This is a genomic window from Paenibacillus sp. FSL K6-1096 (assembly GCF_037977055.1).
In the GTDB taxonomy this organism is placed as follows: domain Bacteria; phylum Bacillota; class Bacilli; order Paenibacillales; family Paenibacillaceae; genus Paenibacillus_AQ.
Genome location: NZ_CP150274.1, coordinates 5,091,794 through 5,107,764, shown reverse-complemented (window position 1 = coordinate 5,107,764; position 15,971 = coordinate 5,091,794). Strand labels below are relative to the sequence as shown.

Genomic DNA, 15,971 nt, shown 5'->3' with positions numbered 1-15,971 from the left:
TGAAGAAGGATTCCGGCAAAAGTCAGGCGGGCAAGCTGCTGTTATTATCTGCATATCGCCTGATCCCTGACTTCTGCCGGAGTGGTATTAATTAAACACAACGGTCTTATTGTGGTGTACGAGGATACGGTCCTCGATATGCCATTTCACGGCCCGGGCCAGAACCACCCGTTCAATCGTACGTCCGATGCGCTTCAGTTCGTTCACATCATCGCTGTGGCTGACACGCTGCACGTCCTGCTCAATAATCGGGCCGCCGTCCAGTTCCTCTGTCACATAGTGGGCAGTCGCACCAATGATCTTGACCCCGCGCTGATACGCCTGGGCATACGGCTTGCCGCCAACGAATGCGGGCAGAAACGAATGGTGGATATTGATAATCCGGTGGCGGTAATGCTCAATGAACGATGGAGAAATAATCTGCATGTACCGGGCCAGAATGATAACATCGATATCATCACCGATTACCCCGAGCTGACGCGCTTCCGCTTCAGCCTTCGTCTCGGCCGTAACCGGAATATGATGGAATGGAATCCCGAAAGACTCCACATAAGCCTGCATATCGGTATGGTTGCTGACGACAAGGGCGATATCCGCATCCAGATCCCCGGCCTGCCACTGCCAGAGGAGTTCGACCAGGCAATGGTCCTCCTTAGAGACGAAGATCGCCAGCCGCTTCTTGTGGCTTACGCTGAAAATCTGCCATTCCATCTTGAAGCGTTCGGCAACCCCGCCGAAGATGGTACGCACTTCTTCAATCCGCTGATCCAGATTAGGCAGGTCAAACTCTACCCGCATGAAGAACATCCCGCCGTCCGGGTCCATCGTATATTGATCGGACTGCACTATATTGGCCCCGTGCTGGTACAGAAAATGCGATACCGCCGCCACAATCCCCGGACCGTCAGGACAGGAGATAAGCATACGTGCCCTGTCCGGGTGATGGGTGCCTGATGAATGATCTCTTTTCACATGTAATTCCATAATCCTCTGTCCATCCTCTCATCTGCTTAAGCAATCGGTTATCGGGTAAGACTACGCGTTCTGGAGCAGTTGCTTGCCGGCCATCCAGGCGATCAGCCGGTGGTTAACGGCTTCCTCACTAAGCTGAGGGAACAATCCGGCAGCTATAACCTGGTCGTACAGACGCTCCATAGGCTCGCGGGGATCTGCTTTTTTGGCCTTGGCGTCGTTCTTCAGCAGCTCCCATACATCCAGTACATAACGGCGGGAATCCAGCTCCTGCTTGTCCATGAAGGCGTGCAGCTCTTCCAGCTCCTGGAGGAATTCCGCTCCAAAGCGCTCCGCCACATTGCCGCGCAGCAGCGCAATCTCTATCTCGTACATCGGACGAACCTTCTTGGCATCCTTGCCGATCCATGGGGTCTCCAGGATGAACGGCAGCCCGGCCAGTGCTTCATGATGCACGACATTATGGATAGCCTCATATCCGATATAGCCGGAACCAATCGGGGTATGGCGGTCTTTGCCCGCTCCGCGCGGGTTCTTGCTGTCATTGATGTGAATGACGCCCAGCCGCTTAAGACCGATAATATCATCGAATTGCTGTAGCACCCCGTCCAGATCGTTCACGATGTCATAGCCCGCATCATGAATGTGGCAGGTATCAAGACAAACGGACAGCCGTTGATTAAATTCCACTTTATCTATAATAGAGGCAATCTCCTCGAAGCTGCGGCCAACCTCTGTTCCCTTGCCGGCCATCGTCTCCAGTGCGATATGGACTTCGGTCTCATCTGTTCCGCCCAGCACCTCGTTCAAGCCGTCGGCAATGCGCTGAACCCCGAATGCAGCATCCTTATCGGTGTAGGCACCCGGATGGAGAACAATATGCTTCACCTCCAGCGCATGGGTGCGGCGGATCTCCTCCTGCAGGAAGTCTACGGCGAGCTGGTAGGTGTTCTCCTTGTAGGAGCCCAGGTTAATAATGTAGGGGGCATGCACTACAATCTCGCTGACGCCGTTCTCCCGCATCGCCAGCTTCCCTTCCTCGGGGAACATCGACTCAATCGGCTTCCGGCGCGTATTCTGCGGCGCTCCCGTATATATCATAAACGAGGTAGATCCGTATTCATTGGCTTCATTGGCTGCGCTCAGCAGCCCCTTGTCCGCGCAGGACACATGAGAACCTATTTTCAGCATGTTTATTTCCCTCTTTCCCTCACGAATTAACCCTTATTCTACCGTGATCGGGAGAATAAATCTAGGCAGGTCCGGGAGGGCCGCTTCCGCTTCGCAAAACCCGGCAAATGCGATATACTCAAGAGGAGCAAAAGGAAAGTGACAATCATCATTGTCAAAGGCGGTGTATCAATGCATTACCAATTATCCTCAAGCTTATTATCCACGGCGCCAAGCAACTGGTTTATGAATTCGATTGCATTCTGGACGTTTGTCCTGCTGGGCTGCATGTGCATCGGCGGCTTTTTCATGTTCCGCAAATTTCTGAAGGTGCTGCCCAAGGCAGACGGCAAATCTAAGCTGGACTGGCAGAACTACTGGGTCGAGCGCAGCCGTCCGCTGTGGAGCAACGAGATGAAGGCGTTCCTGGACCAGCTTGTCCAGCCGGTGCCCGGTCCCTTCCGTGATATCGCCAAGCATTCCATCGCTGCCGAGATCGGCCGGCTTGCCGTGGAGAGCGGGGCCGCAGAAGTAACCCGTGATCACTGTATCCAAGGATATATTCTCGCCACGCCCCGGCGTGATAACCGCTTCCTGATTAATTTTCTGGAAAAGAACGGCATCGACTATGCCCCCTACAAGCATCTGGTGAAATAACATACCGTCACAGTAATATAAGTTATCCAGAACAGGAGAATCCCTATGAAATATATCATTTGCGGAGGCAGCGGCTTCATCGGCAGGGAGCTGACCGGGTATCTGCTGCGCAGCGGCCACCAGGTGCTCAGTGTCGGGCGGAAGCTTCCCGAAGGCAAGCCCGGACATCCGAATCTCAGCTATCTAACCTGGAACAGCCTGGAAGCAAACCCCGAAGCGGCGGAGGGCGCAGATGCGCTGATTAATCTTGCCGGAGCTTCACTCAGCCAGCGCTGGACTCCCGGGGGTAAGCGGGCCATCATGGAATCCCGGCTGGTTACGGTTGACTCTGCCGGGAAGCTGCTGCAATCCCTTAAGCATAAGCCCCCTGTAGTCGTCCAGTCCTCCGCTGTCGCTATCTACGGTACTTCTGAGCAGGATACTTATGATGAGACCTCCCCGGTCCGGGTAGTCGATTTCCCGTCAGAAGTCGTCAAGACCTGGGAAGAGGCTGCGGATGAAGCTTATCAGGGCTTCCGGCTGATCAAGCTGCGCACGGGTGTGGTGCTGGGCAATGAGAGCGGCGCTTTTCCCAAGATGAAGCTGCCTTACTCACTTGGCTTCGGCGGCAGAATCGGCAGCGGGAAGCAATGGCTGTCCTGGATTCATCTTGCGGATATCGTCCGGCTGATTGAATTCTGCGTTTTGCAGCCTGAGATCGATGGTCCCGTCAATGCCACAGCTCCGCAGCCGGTCACGAATGAGCAGTTCGGCAAGATGGTCGGCAAGGTCTACCACCGCCCGCATTGGTTCCCTGTCCCGGCGTTTGTGCTGAAGACTGCTGTCGGCGAGCTGTCAGAAATTCTGCTGAAGGGTCAACGCGTGCTGCCCTCCAAAGCGGTCAACCATGGCTTCACCTTCACCTATCCTACCCTGCAGCCGGCGCTGGAACAGTTGAAGTCGGAATAGCTTAAGCACTGCGGAAGGTATAAGTGCCCTTAACAATCGTGAACACAGCCCCTTCAGTCAACGGATACTCTTTATAAGGAACCATAGTCTCGCCCGCAAGCAGCGTACCATTCCTGGAATCCAGGTCCTTCAAGATATATCCGCCGGAGCCTCTGGAGATTTCAACATGCACCCGCGAGGCCCCTTCGGAAGCCTCAACATATTGGGCCACCTCAGCGGAGCGCCCGATGATGAAGCTGGGGCGGTTCAGTTCAATCCGCTCGGGGGCTCCGCTGTGATCCGGGCTGCTTCGCTCAAGATAAGGCGTGGTCCGGCCGGGTTCGGACGCTCTTCCCCCTGCCTCCTGAGCCGGGTCCCGTGTAAGCAGCGCTGTTGGCTTGACCGGCTCCATCGTCTGCGGGGTGCTTCCGGTCATGCCCATAGGTGCCTGTGCTCTCTTAGCAGAGCTCCCCGTAAAGCCGCCCGCACCAGCTGAAGATTCTTGCTCTGAAGGTACCGGCCGGGACGGAACCACCGGATTCCTGCTGAAATCCCAATCGGCTTCACTTCTAATCCTCCGGTTCCAGGCTGTACTTCTCCGGTCCGCGATCTCCTCTTCCAGTGCTTCCTCCCCGGCCTCAGCTTCGCCCTGAAACAGCCTTCCGCTTAAGATAAGCCAGCTTAAGACTGCAAGCCCAACGGTAGCTGCTCCGCAGACGGCGAGCCACAGCTTCCTTGGATCATCCAGATAAAGGAACTTCCACAGCAAGGCATCACCCAGCACTGCGCCAAGCAATACATAGGTCCGGTATGGACCAGGCCCGTCCGAAGCCTGCATGGATTCTTGCGGCATTTCCTTTAGCGGCTGTGCTCCTCCAAGCTTGTCCGGCTGCCTCAGCCCTGGTACAGGCTTCATCCAGGGAGTCTTATCAAGGATAGAGCCGTGAGACTCTATCTCCCGCTCCCCCTGACCCCAGGGGTTGGCTGCAACCGCCGGTGGTCTCAGGGCCGGTTCAGTCACGTTACGTAGCGGAGGCGGCATCTGGCCTGATCCGGGATTCTGGCTTACCTTATTAACAGCAGAGCCCTCTGCATCCGCCGCCTGGCTCGGTTTTGCATGCTCTGTTTCCACTGCTTCCGCATAGACCGTCTGGCTGTCTCCACCCGTCAGCAATTCGGCCAGCAGCTCCTTGAGTCCGGCAGGATTGAAATTCTCTTCATCGCAATATTGCAGGAGCCTCTGTATCCCGTCACCCGACAATTCGCGGATCGCAGCCATGCAGACCATAATCAGCGATTTCATCGACTCGCCCGGCTTAAGGGCTGGTTCAATGCATTGCAGCGGAATACAGGTCAGGAAGACCCTGCCGCTGCTAAGTGGACCTTCAATGAAGATGTAGTCCTGATGCAGCGCATACTGCTCGGGGCGCAGCATATACAGTCTCCCTTCCTCCATCCCGGCAGCAATCTGCAGCAGCAGCCCAAGGAATTCAGTCATACTCAGCTTCCCGCTCTTGAGCAGCATCCCCAGCATCTTACGCTTAGAAACGGTATATTCCAGTGTTACCTGCAGATCTATCTCTCTGAGCAACAGCCGCAGATGATGCGGAATACCGCTGTTCATCAGCATCCGAACCTGCACCATATTAAGCTCCCCAGCGGTTAGTCCCCCGGCTCTGCCCAGCAGCATCGTTATTCCGTCCTGCTGAATGAAATCCCGTTCTAATCCGAACAAATTTCTTCACCTCCTAAGCTGCGTAGTAATAAGCTTTGCATCAGAAATAGTAATATGCACAGAGGAACCCCGGGAACACCGCCAGCATAAAAGGAAACCGCAGCAGCTCACCATTCTGCCTGACCGCCGATAAGCCCATCCTGCGGAGCAGCAGGAAGCCTGCTGTTCTGCTGATCGTGCTGCGCAGCCTGCGGCCCGTGTCCCGCCGGGAGAGAATAAGCAGCAAGCCTACTACCGCTCCTAACAGCACGGAATATACAATCACCTGAAGGGAGAACAGCACCCCGGTCCAGGCTCCAATGGCGGCAAACAGCTTCACATCACCAGCCCCCACCGCTCCAATAAAATACATGATCAGCAGCAGCAAGAATCCCGCTCCGCTGCCGTACAGCGAGAACAGCAGCCCCTGCCAGCCGTTGATGACTGTCTGCAAGGTTATTCCCGCTAGGAATGCAGGCAGTGTAATCCAGTTAGGAATCCGCATCCAGCGTACATCTGTGAATAATGCCGCGGTCAGAAACAGCAGGCAGCCCCACAAACCCCATTCTGTCATCCATGTCCCTCCTTTCTCCAGCCTGTTATTTTTTCACTACCGTAAAGGTCGCCTCAATTGAAGTGCCATCCGCCAGCGCAACAACAAACGGCCAGGTTCCCGGGGTCGTATTGACGCCGATTTTCCATTCCCATTCGATCAACCCGTTCTCATCCGCCTGCTTCCAGCCCAGATACTTGGCCGTGCTCTGGCCGGTCTTGTAGAAGATCGAGAGATTCGCCGATGCTCCGGGAGGCACCTTGACCTTGATAATGCCCTGGCGGTTCGCTACTCCGGGGTTCGGCTTCTCTAGGATTAAGATGTTCCCCTCCTCCTCACCTGGTTCAGCCGGACCGCCTTCCCCGGAATCATCGGTGTTGCCGATCCATAGACGTTCAACCGCACTGGCTTCCAGTACAATCTTTTGATTCAGGAACGGGACCCGCATCGGCAGATCATAGCTGACGACCAGGCCGAAATATGGATGAGCTCCCTTCTTCAGATCCGGCACCGTCACATTGGACACATGAATCCGGCTATATTCAAGCCAATCCGAGGATACATACGGCCGCAGCATCGGCTTAAGCACCAGATCGAGCGCGGCTTCGGAAGCTTCAGCCTGCAGCTTCTGCAGAGGCCCTTCTCCTTCGCGGACAGCAGCCCTGACCCAGGTCTCCATCGGCTGTGGAAGCTTCTCCACATAGGCCTCGCTCCATTCAACCAGCGATAGCCTGGGAATGCTCCACACACTGCGGGAAGCAGACTCCCCGGCGCCACCCTCCGCCTCAGCTTGTCCAGCATCATCGCTCCCGCTTGAAGCACCCTGCTGCTGCGCAGCCAGAGCCGCCGGATACATATGGGTGGAGATCATTTTGACGGCGTCAGATGCCGTGCTCTGGAGCGCTGTAGAATATAGTGTCATTTGTACAATGAAGATGAGGAACAAGATAAATAACAGGAACACGGGCAGGACCAGGGCCGCTTCCACCACCATGCTGCCCTCATCCCGCGTGCCCGGCGGTGTCCTCAGCCAGCGCTTCATTCTCCCGCCCCCTCAATAAGCAAAGTCAGCCCTGACTTGTCTGAAATAATACTTGCCCCTTACATCGCCGGAGAGTCCCGCACTGTAATCCACCAGCTTCACTACACCCGGAAGGAACCACAGCGGCATGCCCGCCGTAAGCTCCGCTGATGCATATGTATATTTCTCTGCCGGATTACTGCCGGTATGCAGGCGGATCAGCGCAAGCATCCGGGCCAGCTGCTCATCGCCCGCTCCATGAAGCAGAAGAAACAGCCGCAGATAGTCACGGTAGGTAAGCTGTGCCGTCATGTACTTGGATAAGGGAATCTCCCCCTTCGTGCAGAGCAGGATCATATCCTGGACCGCCTGCTCGATTCCGTAGAGCAAGGCGGCTGCCAGAACAGCGAGCGGATTGCCCAGCCCGGCCTTCTCAATCATGCCCTCCATCGTCCGCACAGCCAGCCGTATGGCAAAAATCTCCCCGTAAGCCGCTGCCACGTTCCCCGCCGGATTATTGAAGCCGTACAGAATATATTCCAGCCCTTGCGCCTGCGGCTGGAGCTGCTCTCCAAGCTGGCCTCCGGCTCCCTCACCACTCCCCGATACAATGGACGCCAGCGCGGACAGATCGAAATGCCGGAAATACATGGCACTATACTCTGTCTGATACAGGCGGTCTCTGGCCCCCTCCAGCACACTGCCGACAGCCGCATAGATGCCGTCCATATTCTTCATCGAAGATTTCCCGGCCGTATACTGGTTGTCGTCGATTCCAGCAGCCGGCGCTTCCTGTTCTGCACCTTCATTGAAGGAGACATTCTCCCGGTAGTACTGACGCAGAATACGGTACTGCTCCATCGCCTCCTGTGCGCTGCTTCCTAACTCCCGGATCTGATCCAGCAGCTTCATCGCATCGCCAAGCTTCGCCTTCGCCTGCTGTTCTGTCTGCCTGCGCTGGCCGTCAGCAGTGCGGCGGCTCTCAATCTGTGCAGCTTCGGCAGCGATCACACTGCCCTGTTGCCCATAACCTCTTATATAGCCGGTAACTGCCTGAGAGGCGTTAAGCACCCCATTACTCATCTGAGAGTAATCTGCGTTCAGCCCGGTTGCCGTGATTAATAGATCCGAAAGACTGGAGACCAGCGGCTCCACAGAGAGCGCAGCAGTCCGCTGTCCATTGATATGATTCGCCATCTCATCAAGCTCTGCCTCAGGAAGGATAAGTCCCTGGGCCTGCTCCCGCAGCTTCTGAAGAGGCTCTGAGCTAAGCTCTCCCGCTGTCCCCGGGATATCCCAGCCGCTTGCAGGGTCAGTCTCGGCTCCCCCCGCTTCAGCCGCCGCCTGATCCAGCACACTCCTCATCTGGAGATTCACTGCCTTGGCCTGCTCAAGCGCTGCCGCAGCTTCATCCAGCAGACGGCTATTCCCGGCTTGAAACTCCGCCAGCGCTGCCGGAATCCGGCCTGTCAGTTCTTCAACCTGGCTCCTGTAACGGGATAGAGCAACGGTATACATGGGCCATTGCTTGGGACCACGGTAATAGTCCGCATAATATTTATTTAAATAATCCGCGTACATTGCCGGAATATCAGAGCTGGAGGCCAGCGTACCCAGCGGAAGCGAAGGAATATGATCCCCAGGCGGATTCATCAGAAGCTGCCCCAGCTTCTGTGCACTGTCAGCCGCTTCCATCCGCTTCTTCAGCATCAGGTCCAGCGCTTCCTCACGCTGGTCATATAAGGGCTGGAGGTCTCCCAGTATCTCCGTAGTCCGCGAGGCCTCTCCCATCGCTGCCGATAACGGCTTAAGCTTGCCCGCCAGCTCCAGCGCGAAATCGACCGGCGCTTTGTACTTCATCTCCTCAATAATCTGCCGCCGGAAGATGTCATATCTGCCCAGCGGACGGCTCCAGTTCAGGGATGAAGCATCGATCTTCAAGGGCAGCAGATTAAACGCATCCCCCCGTCCGCTCTCGTACAGATTATCGTTCAGCACCTTGGATAACAGCTGGTTCCCGTCACCGCCGCCGTAAGCGAATAATCCGTAGTTCTCCCGCAGTTCAATATCATAAGCAGACATAACAGAGCGGATACCGGCCCTCACCAGCCGTTCCTCCTGTACATTCACTGCGGCAATCCTTGCATAATCAATCAGCACTGATGTAAACAGAAAGACAAACGCCAACACCATAATCAGAAAAATGGATACCGAACCTTCGGCGCAATCCACGTACCGGCTCCGGGTAAGCCGCCTCCTTAAGAACGTGCTATGCTTGAACATACGTATCTGAGCTCCCTCTTCCTGCGTGATCCCGGCCGGTCTCCAGCCCAATCGGTTGCTGCCTGAAGCCTTCAGTGCAGCTTCTCCAGCATATACGCCGCATTCTTCTTCTTCATGCCCGCGCCTTCCTTGCTGCCGGTTGTGACCTGCTTGAACTTGGCCCCATAGTACCGCATCAGATCCACTGTCCTGATGAATTCAATAGGCTCTGTAACGAAGGAACGGGCTGAAACCTCTGGGGCTGCTCCATCAGCAAGCATGTGATCCAGCACCGGCAGGCGCAGCATTTTGTTCAGCTCCATGCTGATCCTGCGGCCTGTTAGGCCATAAGCATAGTTCATCTCACCCTGCAGTCCGGCCGGGACCATCTGTGAAGCACGCTTCAGCTTCACCGCCGGCAATGGCCCGCCGCTATTGGCATCACCAGGCAGGTTGATCCTTGTACTTCCATTCTCTGCTCCAGTGCCAAACATCGAAGACAGCAGGCCATCCTCACTGATTCGCCAATACAGCGGATCGTAATTGCCGGCCGGAAACTCACCGTTCGTTGCCCGGTTGCTGTTCTCCCAATTGTAGGCGGCACGCTCCGTGGCAGCTGACGCAATCTGCAATAGCATCGACTTCTGGTAGCTGTACAAGGTGAAGAACAGCAGCAGCATGGTGATGCCCATAATGACCGGCAGCAGCAGTGAAGCCTCAACCGTGAAGCTCCCTTCGTCCTCATATAACGGAATCACTCAAAGACTTCCTGGCTCTTATCCCCGGCAGTGCTGATCAGGCTCTTGACCACCTTCACAATCTCCTCGCGGAATACAAGAACCACCGCAATCAGCACAGCGATGATCAGAATCATCTCCAGCGTGCCAAGACCCTCCTCATCCTTCCATAAGCCTCTTGCACCCTCAGCAATCTGCGTTACCATACCTATCTCCTCCTACATTTTTAGCATCATAAGCGCAGGTGTTCCCACCAGCACAATCACAATCAGAAAGATTACAACCATCGGAAACACCAGCTTCGACGAGGCCTGCTCCCCGCGTGTGCGGCTGATCGCCTTCCGCTTCTCCCAGAGCATCCGTGACAGGTCACGCAAGGACAGAACGAAGTCGGCTCCGCCTCTGCGGTAATTCAGCAGTACTGTAGTTGTGAAAATCGATACCTCCTGCACCGCACAGCGCTTGCTGAAGTTCTCGAAGGCCTGCTGGAAGGAGTAGCCCCCTTCCCATTCGGCCGTCATCTTCAGCAGCTCAGCGTATAGCGGGTGGGCAGCATCCTTTTGCCGGCTGTTCACACAGCGGATAATGGCCCGCTGCACCGTCTCCCCCGCGCCAACCAGCAGCACGATGCTGTTCAGCAGCTCAGGCAGCTCAAGCATTATGTTCTGCTCCCGCACACGCACCTTCTTGTGCAGGTCGCTGACCATCGCCACCGGAACGGCCACGGCAAGCCCCCCGCCGATAATGATGCCTGCCTGCTCCCCTGTCGCCATAGTCAATGCGCTGCCGCCTGCCATCAGCAGCCAGCTGAAGCTGAGCATCTCCCCCATAAAAAGCAAGGTGCGTTCTGCACTGTAGCGCATTCCATAGATCCGCTGTACCGAGCGCTGAATTCTGAACATCACTGCCGGAAGATAGCTGGCGATTCTGCCTCTCTCTGCGAGCAGCAGCAGAGGCTCACCCAGCCGCCGCAGCCGCAGTCCTTCCATGGGCAGCTCCCGCAGTGCAGTATAGCGGCCTCCGCATTTGATACGCAGGAATAGCCAACTCCCGGCGCACAGGAGCAGAATCACCCCGCAGATGAATGACATTTCCTCACTCCCCCTCCGTTACAGCGGAATATCCATAATCTTGTTGGTCCAGAGGTAACAGAGGAACAGGGCGATCAGCGCCAGTGTTGAGACCGCAATGCCTGCACCAGTGTACATGGGCTGCATATAATCTCCGGCACTCAGGCTCATAAACATTACCATCATCAGCGGGGAGACCAGCAGCGCCTTGGCCTCAAATTTCTTCTGGGCAATGCTGACCGCTATATCCTGCTGGATATCCAGCTTCTCGCCGATAATACCCGATGTGCGGCGCACAATCTCAACCAGATCGCCGCCCGTCCGCTTGCAGACCATGAACACATCTGCGAAGCGTTCCACATCCTCCATGCCTGCCCTTGAGCTGAAATCATACAGCGCATCTTCTATCGGTTCGCCGTTCTCCATGCGGGCACAGATAATATTCAGCTCAGAGATCATGTCACTGGCCCCCTCCGGGTCCAGCATCCGCAGGTCCTGCACCGCCTCCCGGAACGCGTTCTCCACCGACCGTCCGGCCGAGAGCGATGAGGAGAGCGAGAACAGCATTTGCTTGAACTGGAGGTTCAGTGCGGCCCGGCGGCGCTGCAACAAATACTGCCGCAGCAGCCGGGGCCCGTAGGCACTGCCGGGGACCAGCAATACAGCCAGCAGCAGCCGGTGATAGAACAAGTAACCAATGCCCAGCAGCACGAGTCCCGCACACAGGATGACTGTCACTCTCTGCAGAGAGGTCAATTCGTATACGGTATAATCCGGCAAAAGCGCTTGTTCTCCCGCTCCCGCCGCCCCTGCCGTCCGAACTGGCGGTGATCTCTTCACAGAGCCTCTAGCCCGCTCTTCTGCCGGAGAACGCTTCTCCCTCTTCTGCAAAATATTCAGGGTACAATCACCTCCTTCCCGGCGCTGGCCTGTTCATACCTGCGGAGTGGATAATCACGGATGCCTGCCATCCGCAGCTTGTCCGTATGCCGCAGCGGGTTGCCGCAGGCTATAAGCCTGCCTTGTATCCTGCCGTCCTGCTCCCCCGCCTCCCGGAATTCATAGAGCGGATTCAGGATGACCTCACCGCCCTGGATACCAGCTACTTCGCTGATCTCCATCACCCGCCGCGAGCGGTCACGCAGCCGGGAGAGATGCACGAAGATATCGATCGCCGAGCCGATCTGCTGGCGGACAACCGCAACTGGCAAGTCTGCCCCGCTAAGCACCATCGTCTCCAGGCGGCTGAGCATGTCCAGCGCACTGTTGGAATGTCCTGTCGATAGACTTCCATCGTGTCCAGTGTTCATCGCCTGGAGCATATCCAGGCATTCGGCCCCCCGCACCTCGCCGACCACGATTCGGTTCGGACGCATCCGCAGAGAAGTGCGGATTAAATCCCGGATCGTAATCTCGCCCCGTCCCTCGGTATTGGCGTTTCGGGTCTCCAGCGAGACCAGATTCGGCACCGTGACAATCTGCAGCTCTGCGGAGTCCTCTATCGTAATGACACGCTCCTGCGGCGGAATGAACTGGGATAAGGCGTTCAGAAAGGTCGTCTTACCCGAGCCGGTGCCGCCGCTGATGAAGATATTGTATTTGGCGGCGACCAGCAGCTGGAGCAGCTCAGCCGCTTCCCCGCTGAGAGCTTCGCGCTTCACCAGTTCCTCCATTGTCATCGGCGTCTCAGGGAATTTGCGGATTGTCATGGCCGGGCCTTTGAGCGCCGCCGGCGGCAGGACGATATTGACACGCGAGCCGTCCGGCAGGCGCGCATCGACAATCGGCGAGGATTCATTGACCACCCGGTTCACCCCGGAGACGATCACCTGGATAATATCCTCCAGCCTGCTCCCCGATTCAAAAGCCAGCGGCAGCCTGCGGATCATCCCCTCCTCCTCAATAAAAATCTCCTCATGACTGTTGATCATAATCTCCGTAATGGCCGGATTGTCCACCAGCGGCTGCAGAATATCCAGCCCGCGGAAGGAGTCGAACAGCCTCTTCACCAGCTCATGCTTCTCCTGGGCGGTAAGGAGACGCAGCTGTTCCCGCTCCAGGATCGTCCGCTCGATGAAAGCGGCCAACTCCTGATTCCCTATAACCGAAGTTACATCCAGCCCCGCCCGGATATCGCTGCGCAGCGCCCTGAACAGATCATCATTCATACCGGCGTTCCGGTGAACACTCCGGGCAATACCGGCCCTACTACCGTCCGGCAGAGCTGCTGGACTGCGGCAATGAACGGCGGAGAGCTCAGGCAGAGTTCTCCGCCATGCTGCGTCCCCCAGGAAGGAATAGACGGAAGAACGGCATCCAGCCGGAGTCCGGCCGCTGCCAGCAGCGGTTCACTCTCCGCCCCGGCCCAGCCGTTCATCACGATTCTGCTCCGGCCCGCAAGCTCCTGCGGCATGTCCGAATGCGGGCTTGCCATATAATCCATCCAGCGCTCCGTCTTCATGAGACTGACCTGCTCCTGCTTCATCACCCATAGCAGAGCTCCGCATCTGTGCAGAACAGCCTGCATCCGCTCCTCCTCTAAGGAGCCGGTATCCACAATAACGGCATCATAGCTGCCGGAGCGGGCCAGACCCTCCAGTATATCCAGCGTGTCCTGCCGCGACATCTGCAGCTTCTCCTTGAAGTTCTCAACGGGCCGGAAGGCATCGCAGCGCAAGCTGTCATGTCTGAACACATATTTGCCCCAGTCCGGCTGCACCTTCTCCCCCTTGCCCCCTGCACTTCCAGCCTTGAGCTCGTAGAGCAGCCGCTCCAGCCCGGGAACATTCCCTCCTGGCATCCGCAGGTAAAGTCCGCTGCTGTCCACACTCTCCAGGTTGAGGTAGAATACGGACAGCCCAAGGGCTCCAAGCTGCTTCGCCATATTCAGCGCAACCGTCGTCTTGCCGCTGCCGCCGCTGGCCGAGACGATCCCGAGCAGCAGCGCCTCTTCCTTAGGCAGTGCGGCAGTTCTGACCCGCTTCAGATCACCCAGTTGAAGCATCGCCTCCAGCAGGGAGGGCAACGCCTGATATTTGGCGATTCTCCGGCCCCCTGCAAGGCCGCCTCCGCCCGGCAGCTCACCGTCTCCGCTTAACACTGCCCACGGAATAGAGGCCCGTCCTTCAACCAGCCAGGCTTCAATGAAGGACCGGTCTCCGGCCACCGCATCCGGCAGCTCATCGCCTGTCATAAATTCCATGAAGGCCTCTAATTTGCTGAAAGCCGTGATCCGCATCAGCTCTCCATACTCACTGTGGTGCAGATAATGCAACAGCGGCTCTATGTACTCACTCTCCCGGACCGCAAGCACAATTCTTGCCGTCATGAACTCATCCTCCTCCCGGAATACACAACAAAGAACAGCAAAAAAGCACCGCCAATAACCGTGAATACGGTCATTGAACGGTGCTTCCGTTACTGTTCCTTAATTTATTGCTATAGTAGCATATATATAAACGCTCAGCAATAGCTTTTTTCCATAATTCGACTGATCCTCCCAGAATCCGCCTTCCAGGGCTATGTCTATAAGAACCTCCGCTTCAGCTCGGGTGTAGGCACCAGACACTGTTCATCCTTGCCGAACCAGCGGTAGCGGTTCCTGGCTACAAACCTGTACACCGCGTTGCGCAGCGGCCTGGGGATGAGGATGAACGCATAGAGAGCAGGCCACGGAAACCGCAGCCGGCGGGCAATCCGCAGCGCAGCAGCCGATTCAGTATAATACTTGCCGTCCTCTACCAGCACTACTGTATTCAACTGATGCTCCGGCAATCCTCCGGCTCTCAGCAATGCCTGGCCCGCCTCGCTCTGCAGCGAAGCAAATTTGAAATTCGCCTGGGGATCGCGGGGAATGATGAACCGGACCAGCCCCTGGCACAGATGGCAGACCCCATCAATCAGCACGATCGCCTCCTTCTGCTTTCCCTCGTCCGCTCCAGTCATCCCGCCATCCCCTCTCTTATCCGAAATATAAAAAACGCGGGATTGCTCCCGCGCCTACAATGGTCCGTTCGTCTATTTATTCCGCTACTGCCTTGTTAATCCACTCGTCCCCGACCATTTGCTCCTCAAAATCAGCAGTGAACGATTCCATGCATTTGCAGATGAAATCCTTGCGGCATACCGGACAAGGCGTCTTGAGCAGGCGGCTGATGTTGGTCATTTTCCATTCCGGAAACCGATTGTAGAACGCGCGGCACTCCGTTCCGTCAGCAAGCTTAATAATGAACTCGTACAAGCCTTCCTTATCATTGCTGCTGGCTTTGGTTACATTCGTAATATTCGGTCTGTAGGACATCTTCATCACCCATTATTTAAATTTTTGGTAGTTAATTGCACGCGCGACATTAACAGATACTTAGACATATTAAAGAATTTCCCGGGTGATGTCAACCAAAGCATGTGTTGCATGAGTCCTCGCAGCTTAAGACCGGACATCTGCTGCCCGGCCCTAAGCATTTTTAACTTACAGTACGTTCAGTTCAACCTCAATATTTCCGCGTGTCGCCTTGGAATAAGGGCAGAAATCATGAGCCTTCTTCGCCAGATCCTCGGCAACAGAACGCTCGATGCCCGGCAGGTGCACATCCAGCTTCACGGCCAGCTTGAATCCGCCGTCACTCTCATCTTTTCCGATCAGGACATTCGAGGTAATTTCCACATCCTGCAGCTTCACGCCCTCTTTACGGGCAATATTGGCAAGGGCACTCTCATAGCAGGCACCATAGCCCGCTGCGAACAATTGCTCCGGATTCGTGCCGGCACCCCCGGGGCCTCCCAGCTCCTTCGGGATTTTCAGATCATGCTTCAACGCCCCGTCCGACGATTCCACCGAGCCTTCACGGCCTCCGCGGACCTTGGCTGTTGCCGTATATAGCGCCTTCAG

General features: G+C 56.3%; 17 protein-coding genes. 2 read left to right on the top strand and 15 right to left on the bottom strand.

Annotated elements, in window-relative coordinates:
- Positions 1-87 precede the first annotated feature (87 nt).
- Together purU and MHI24_RS22680 are read right to left on the bottom strand one after the other, a co-directional pair.
- The gene (purU, locus tag MHI24_RS22685; protein ID WP_340021782.1) at positions 88-984 is read right to left on the bottom strand and encodes a formyltetrahydrofolate deformylase; all 897 of its coding nucleotides are present in this window, start codon (positions 982-984) and stop codon (positions 88-90) included.
- A 51-nt stretch (positions 985-1,035) separates the two neighbouring features.
- On the bottom strand, positions 1,036-2,163 hold the full coding sequence (locus tag MHI24_RS22680; protein WP_340021781.1) for a deoxyribonuclease IV: 1,128 nt from the start codon (positions 2,161-2,163) through the stop codon (positions 1,036-1,038).
- 171 nt (positions 2,164-2,334) lie between these two features.
- Between MHI24_RS22680 and MHI24_RS22675 the strand changes: the two genes are divergently transcribed.
- Positions 2,335-2,799 (top strand): DUF2621 domain-containing protein, encoded by a 465-nt coding sequence (locus MHI24_RS22675; RefSeq protein WP_340026762.1) that lies wholly within the window; start codon positions 2,335-2,337, stop codon positions 2,797-2,799.
- A gap of 45 nt (positions 2,800-2,844) precedes the next feature.
- Entirely contained in the window at positions 2,845-3,747 is a 903-nt protein-coding gene (locus MHI24_RS22670) for a TIGR01777 family oxidoreductase (protein WP_340021780.1), read from the top strand.
- A 1-nt stretch (position 3,748) separates the two neighbouring features.
- On the opposite strand, the gene MHI24_RS22665 is transcribed toward MHI24_RS22670, so the two are convergent.
- From MHI24_RS22665 to MHI24_RS22605, 13 genes are all read right to left on the bottom strand, one after another.
- Positions 3,749-5,461, bottom strand: a complete 1,713-nt coding sequence (locus MHI24_RS22665; protein WP_340021779.1) for a DUF6382 domain-containing protein — start codon at positions 5,459-5,461, stop codon at positions 3,749-3,751.
- 40 nt (positions 5,462-5,501) lie between these two features.
- Positions 5,502-6,014, bottom strand: a complete 513-nt coding sequence (locus MHI24_RS22660) for an A24 family peptidase (protein WP_340021778.1) — start codon at positions 6,012-6,014, stop codon at positions 5,502-5,504.
- 25 nt (positions 6,015-6,039) lie between these two features.
- Positions 6,040-7,035 carry a TadE/TadG family type IV pilus assembly protein gene (locus MHI24_RS22655; protein ID WP_340021777.1) on the bottom strand — a complete coding sequence of 332 codons (996 nt, stop codon included), beginning with the start codon at positions 7,033-7,035 and terminating at the stop codon, positions 6,040-6,042.
- Positions 7,036-7,047: 12 nt separating this feature from the next.
- A complete protein-coding gene (locus MHI24_RS22650) occupies positions 7,048-9,297 on the bottom strand; it encodes a hypothetical protein (RefSeq protein WP_340021776.1) in 2,250 nt (749 codons plus the stop codon).
- 71 nt (positions 9,298-9,368) lie between these two features.
- Positions 9,369-10,034 carry a TadE family protein gene (locus MHI24_RS22645; protein ID WP_340021775.1) on the bottom strand — a complete coding sequence of 222 codons (666 nt, stop codon included), beginning with the start codon at positions 10,032-10,034 and terminating at the stop codon, positions 9,369-9,371.
- On the bottom strand, positions 10,031-10,219 hold the full coding sequence (locus MHI24_RS22640; protein WP_340021774.1) for a Flp1 family type IVb pilin: 189 nt from the start codon (positions 10,217-10,219) through the stop codon (positions 10,031-10,033). Before MHI24_RS22640 ends, MHI24_RS22645 begins: the two co-directional genes overlap by 4 nt.
- Before the next feature lie 12 nt (positions 10,220-10,231).
- Positions 10,232-11,104: a type II secretion system F family protein gene (locus tag MHI24_RS22635; RefSeq protein ID WP_340021773.1), complete on the bottom strand. Its 873-nt coding sequence runs from the start codon at positions 11,102-11,104 to the stop codon at positions 10,232-10,234.
- An 18-nt stretch (positions 11,105-11,122) separates the two neighbouring features.
- A complete protein-coding gene (locus MHI24_RS22630) occupies positions 11,123-11,923 on the bottom strand; it encodes a type II secretion system F family protein (protein ID WP_340021772.1) in 801 nt (266 codons plus the stop codon).
- Between the two features lie 56 nt (positions 11,924-11,979).
- The gene (locus tag MHI24_RS22625) at positions 11,980-13,251 is read right to left on the bottom strand and encodes a CpaF family protein (RefSeq protein ID WP_340021771.1); all 1,272 of its coding nucleotides are present in this window, start codon (positions 13,249-13,251) and stop codon (positions 11,980-11,982) included.
- On the bottom strand, positions 13,248-14,411 hold the full coding sequence (locus tag MHI24_RS22620; RefSeq protein WP_340021770.1) for a hypothetical protein: 1,164 nt from the start codon (positions 14,409-14,411) through the stop codon (positions 13,248-13,250). The genes MHI24_RS22625 and MHI24_RS22620 overlap by 4 nt, the downstream gene beginning before the upstream one ends.
- A gap of 197 nt (positions 14,412-14,608) precedes the next feature.
- Complete coding sequence (locus tag MHI24_RS22615) at positions 14,609-15,028, bottom strand: thiol-disulfide oxidoreductase DCC family protein (protein ID WP_340021769.1); 420 nt, start codon at positions 15,026-15,028, stop codon at positions 14,609-14,611.
- A 76-nt stretch (positions 15,029-15,104) separates the two neighbouring features.
- On the bottom strand, positions 15,105-15,383 hold the full coding sequence (locus tag MHI24_RS22610; protein WP_340021768.1) for a hypothetical protein: 279 nt from the start codon (positions 15,381-15,383) through the stop codon (positions 15,105-15,107).
- Between the two features lie 168 nt (positions 15,384-15,551).
- On the bottom strand, positions 15,552-15,971 hold the full coding sequence (locus MHI24_RS22605) for an organic hydroperoxide resistance protein (RefSeq protein ID WP_340026761.1): 420 nt from the start codon (positions 15,969-15,971) through the stop codon (positions 15,552-15,554).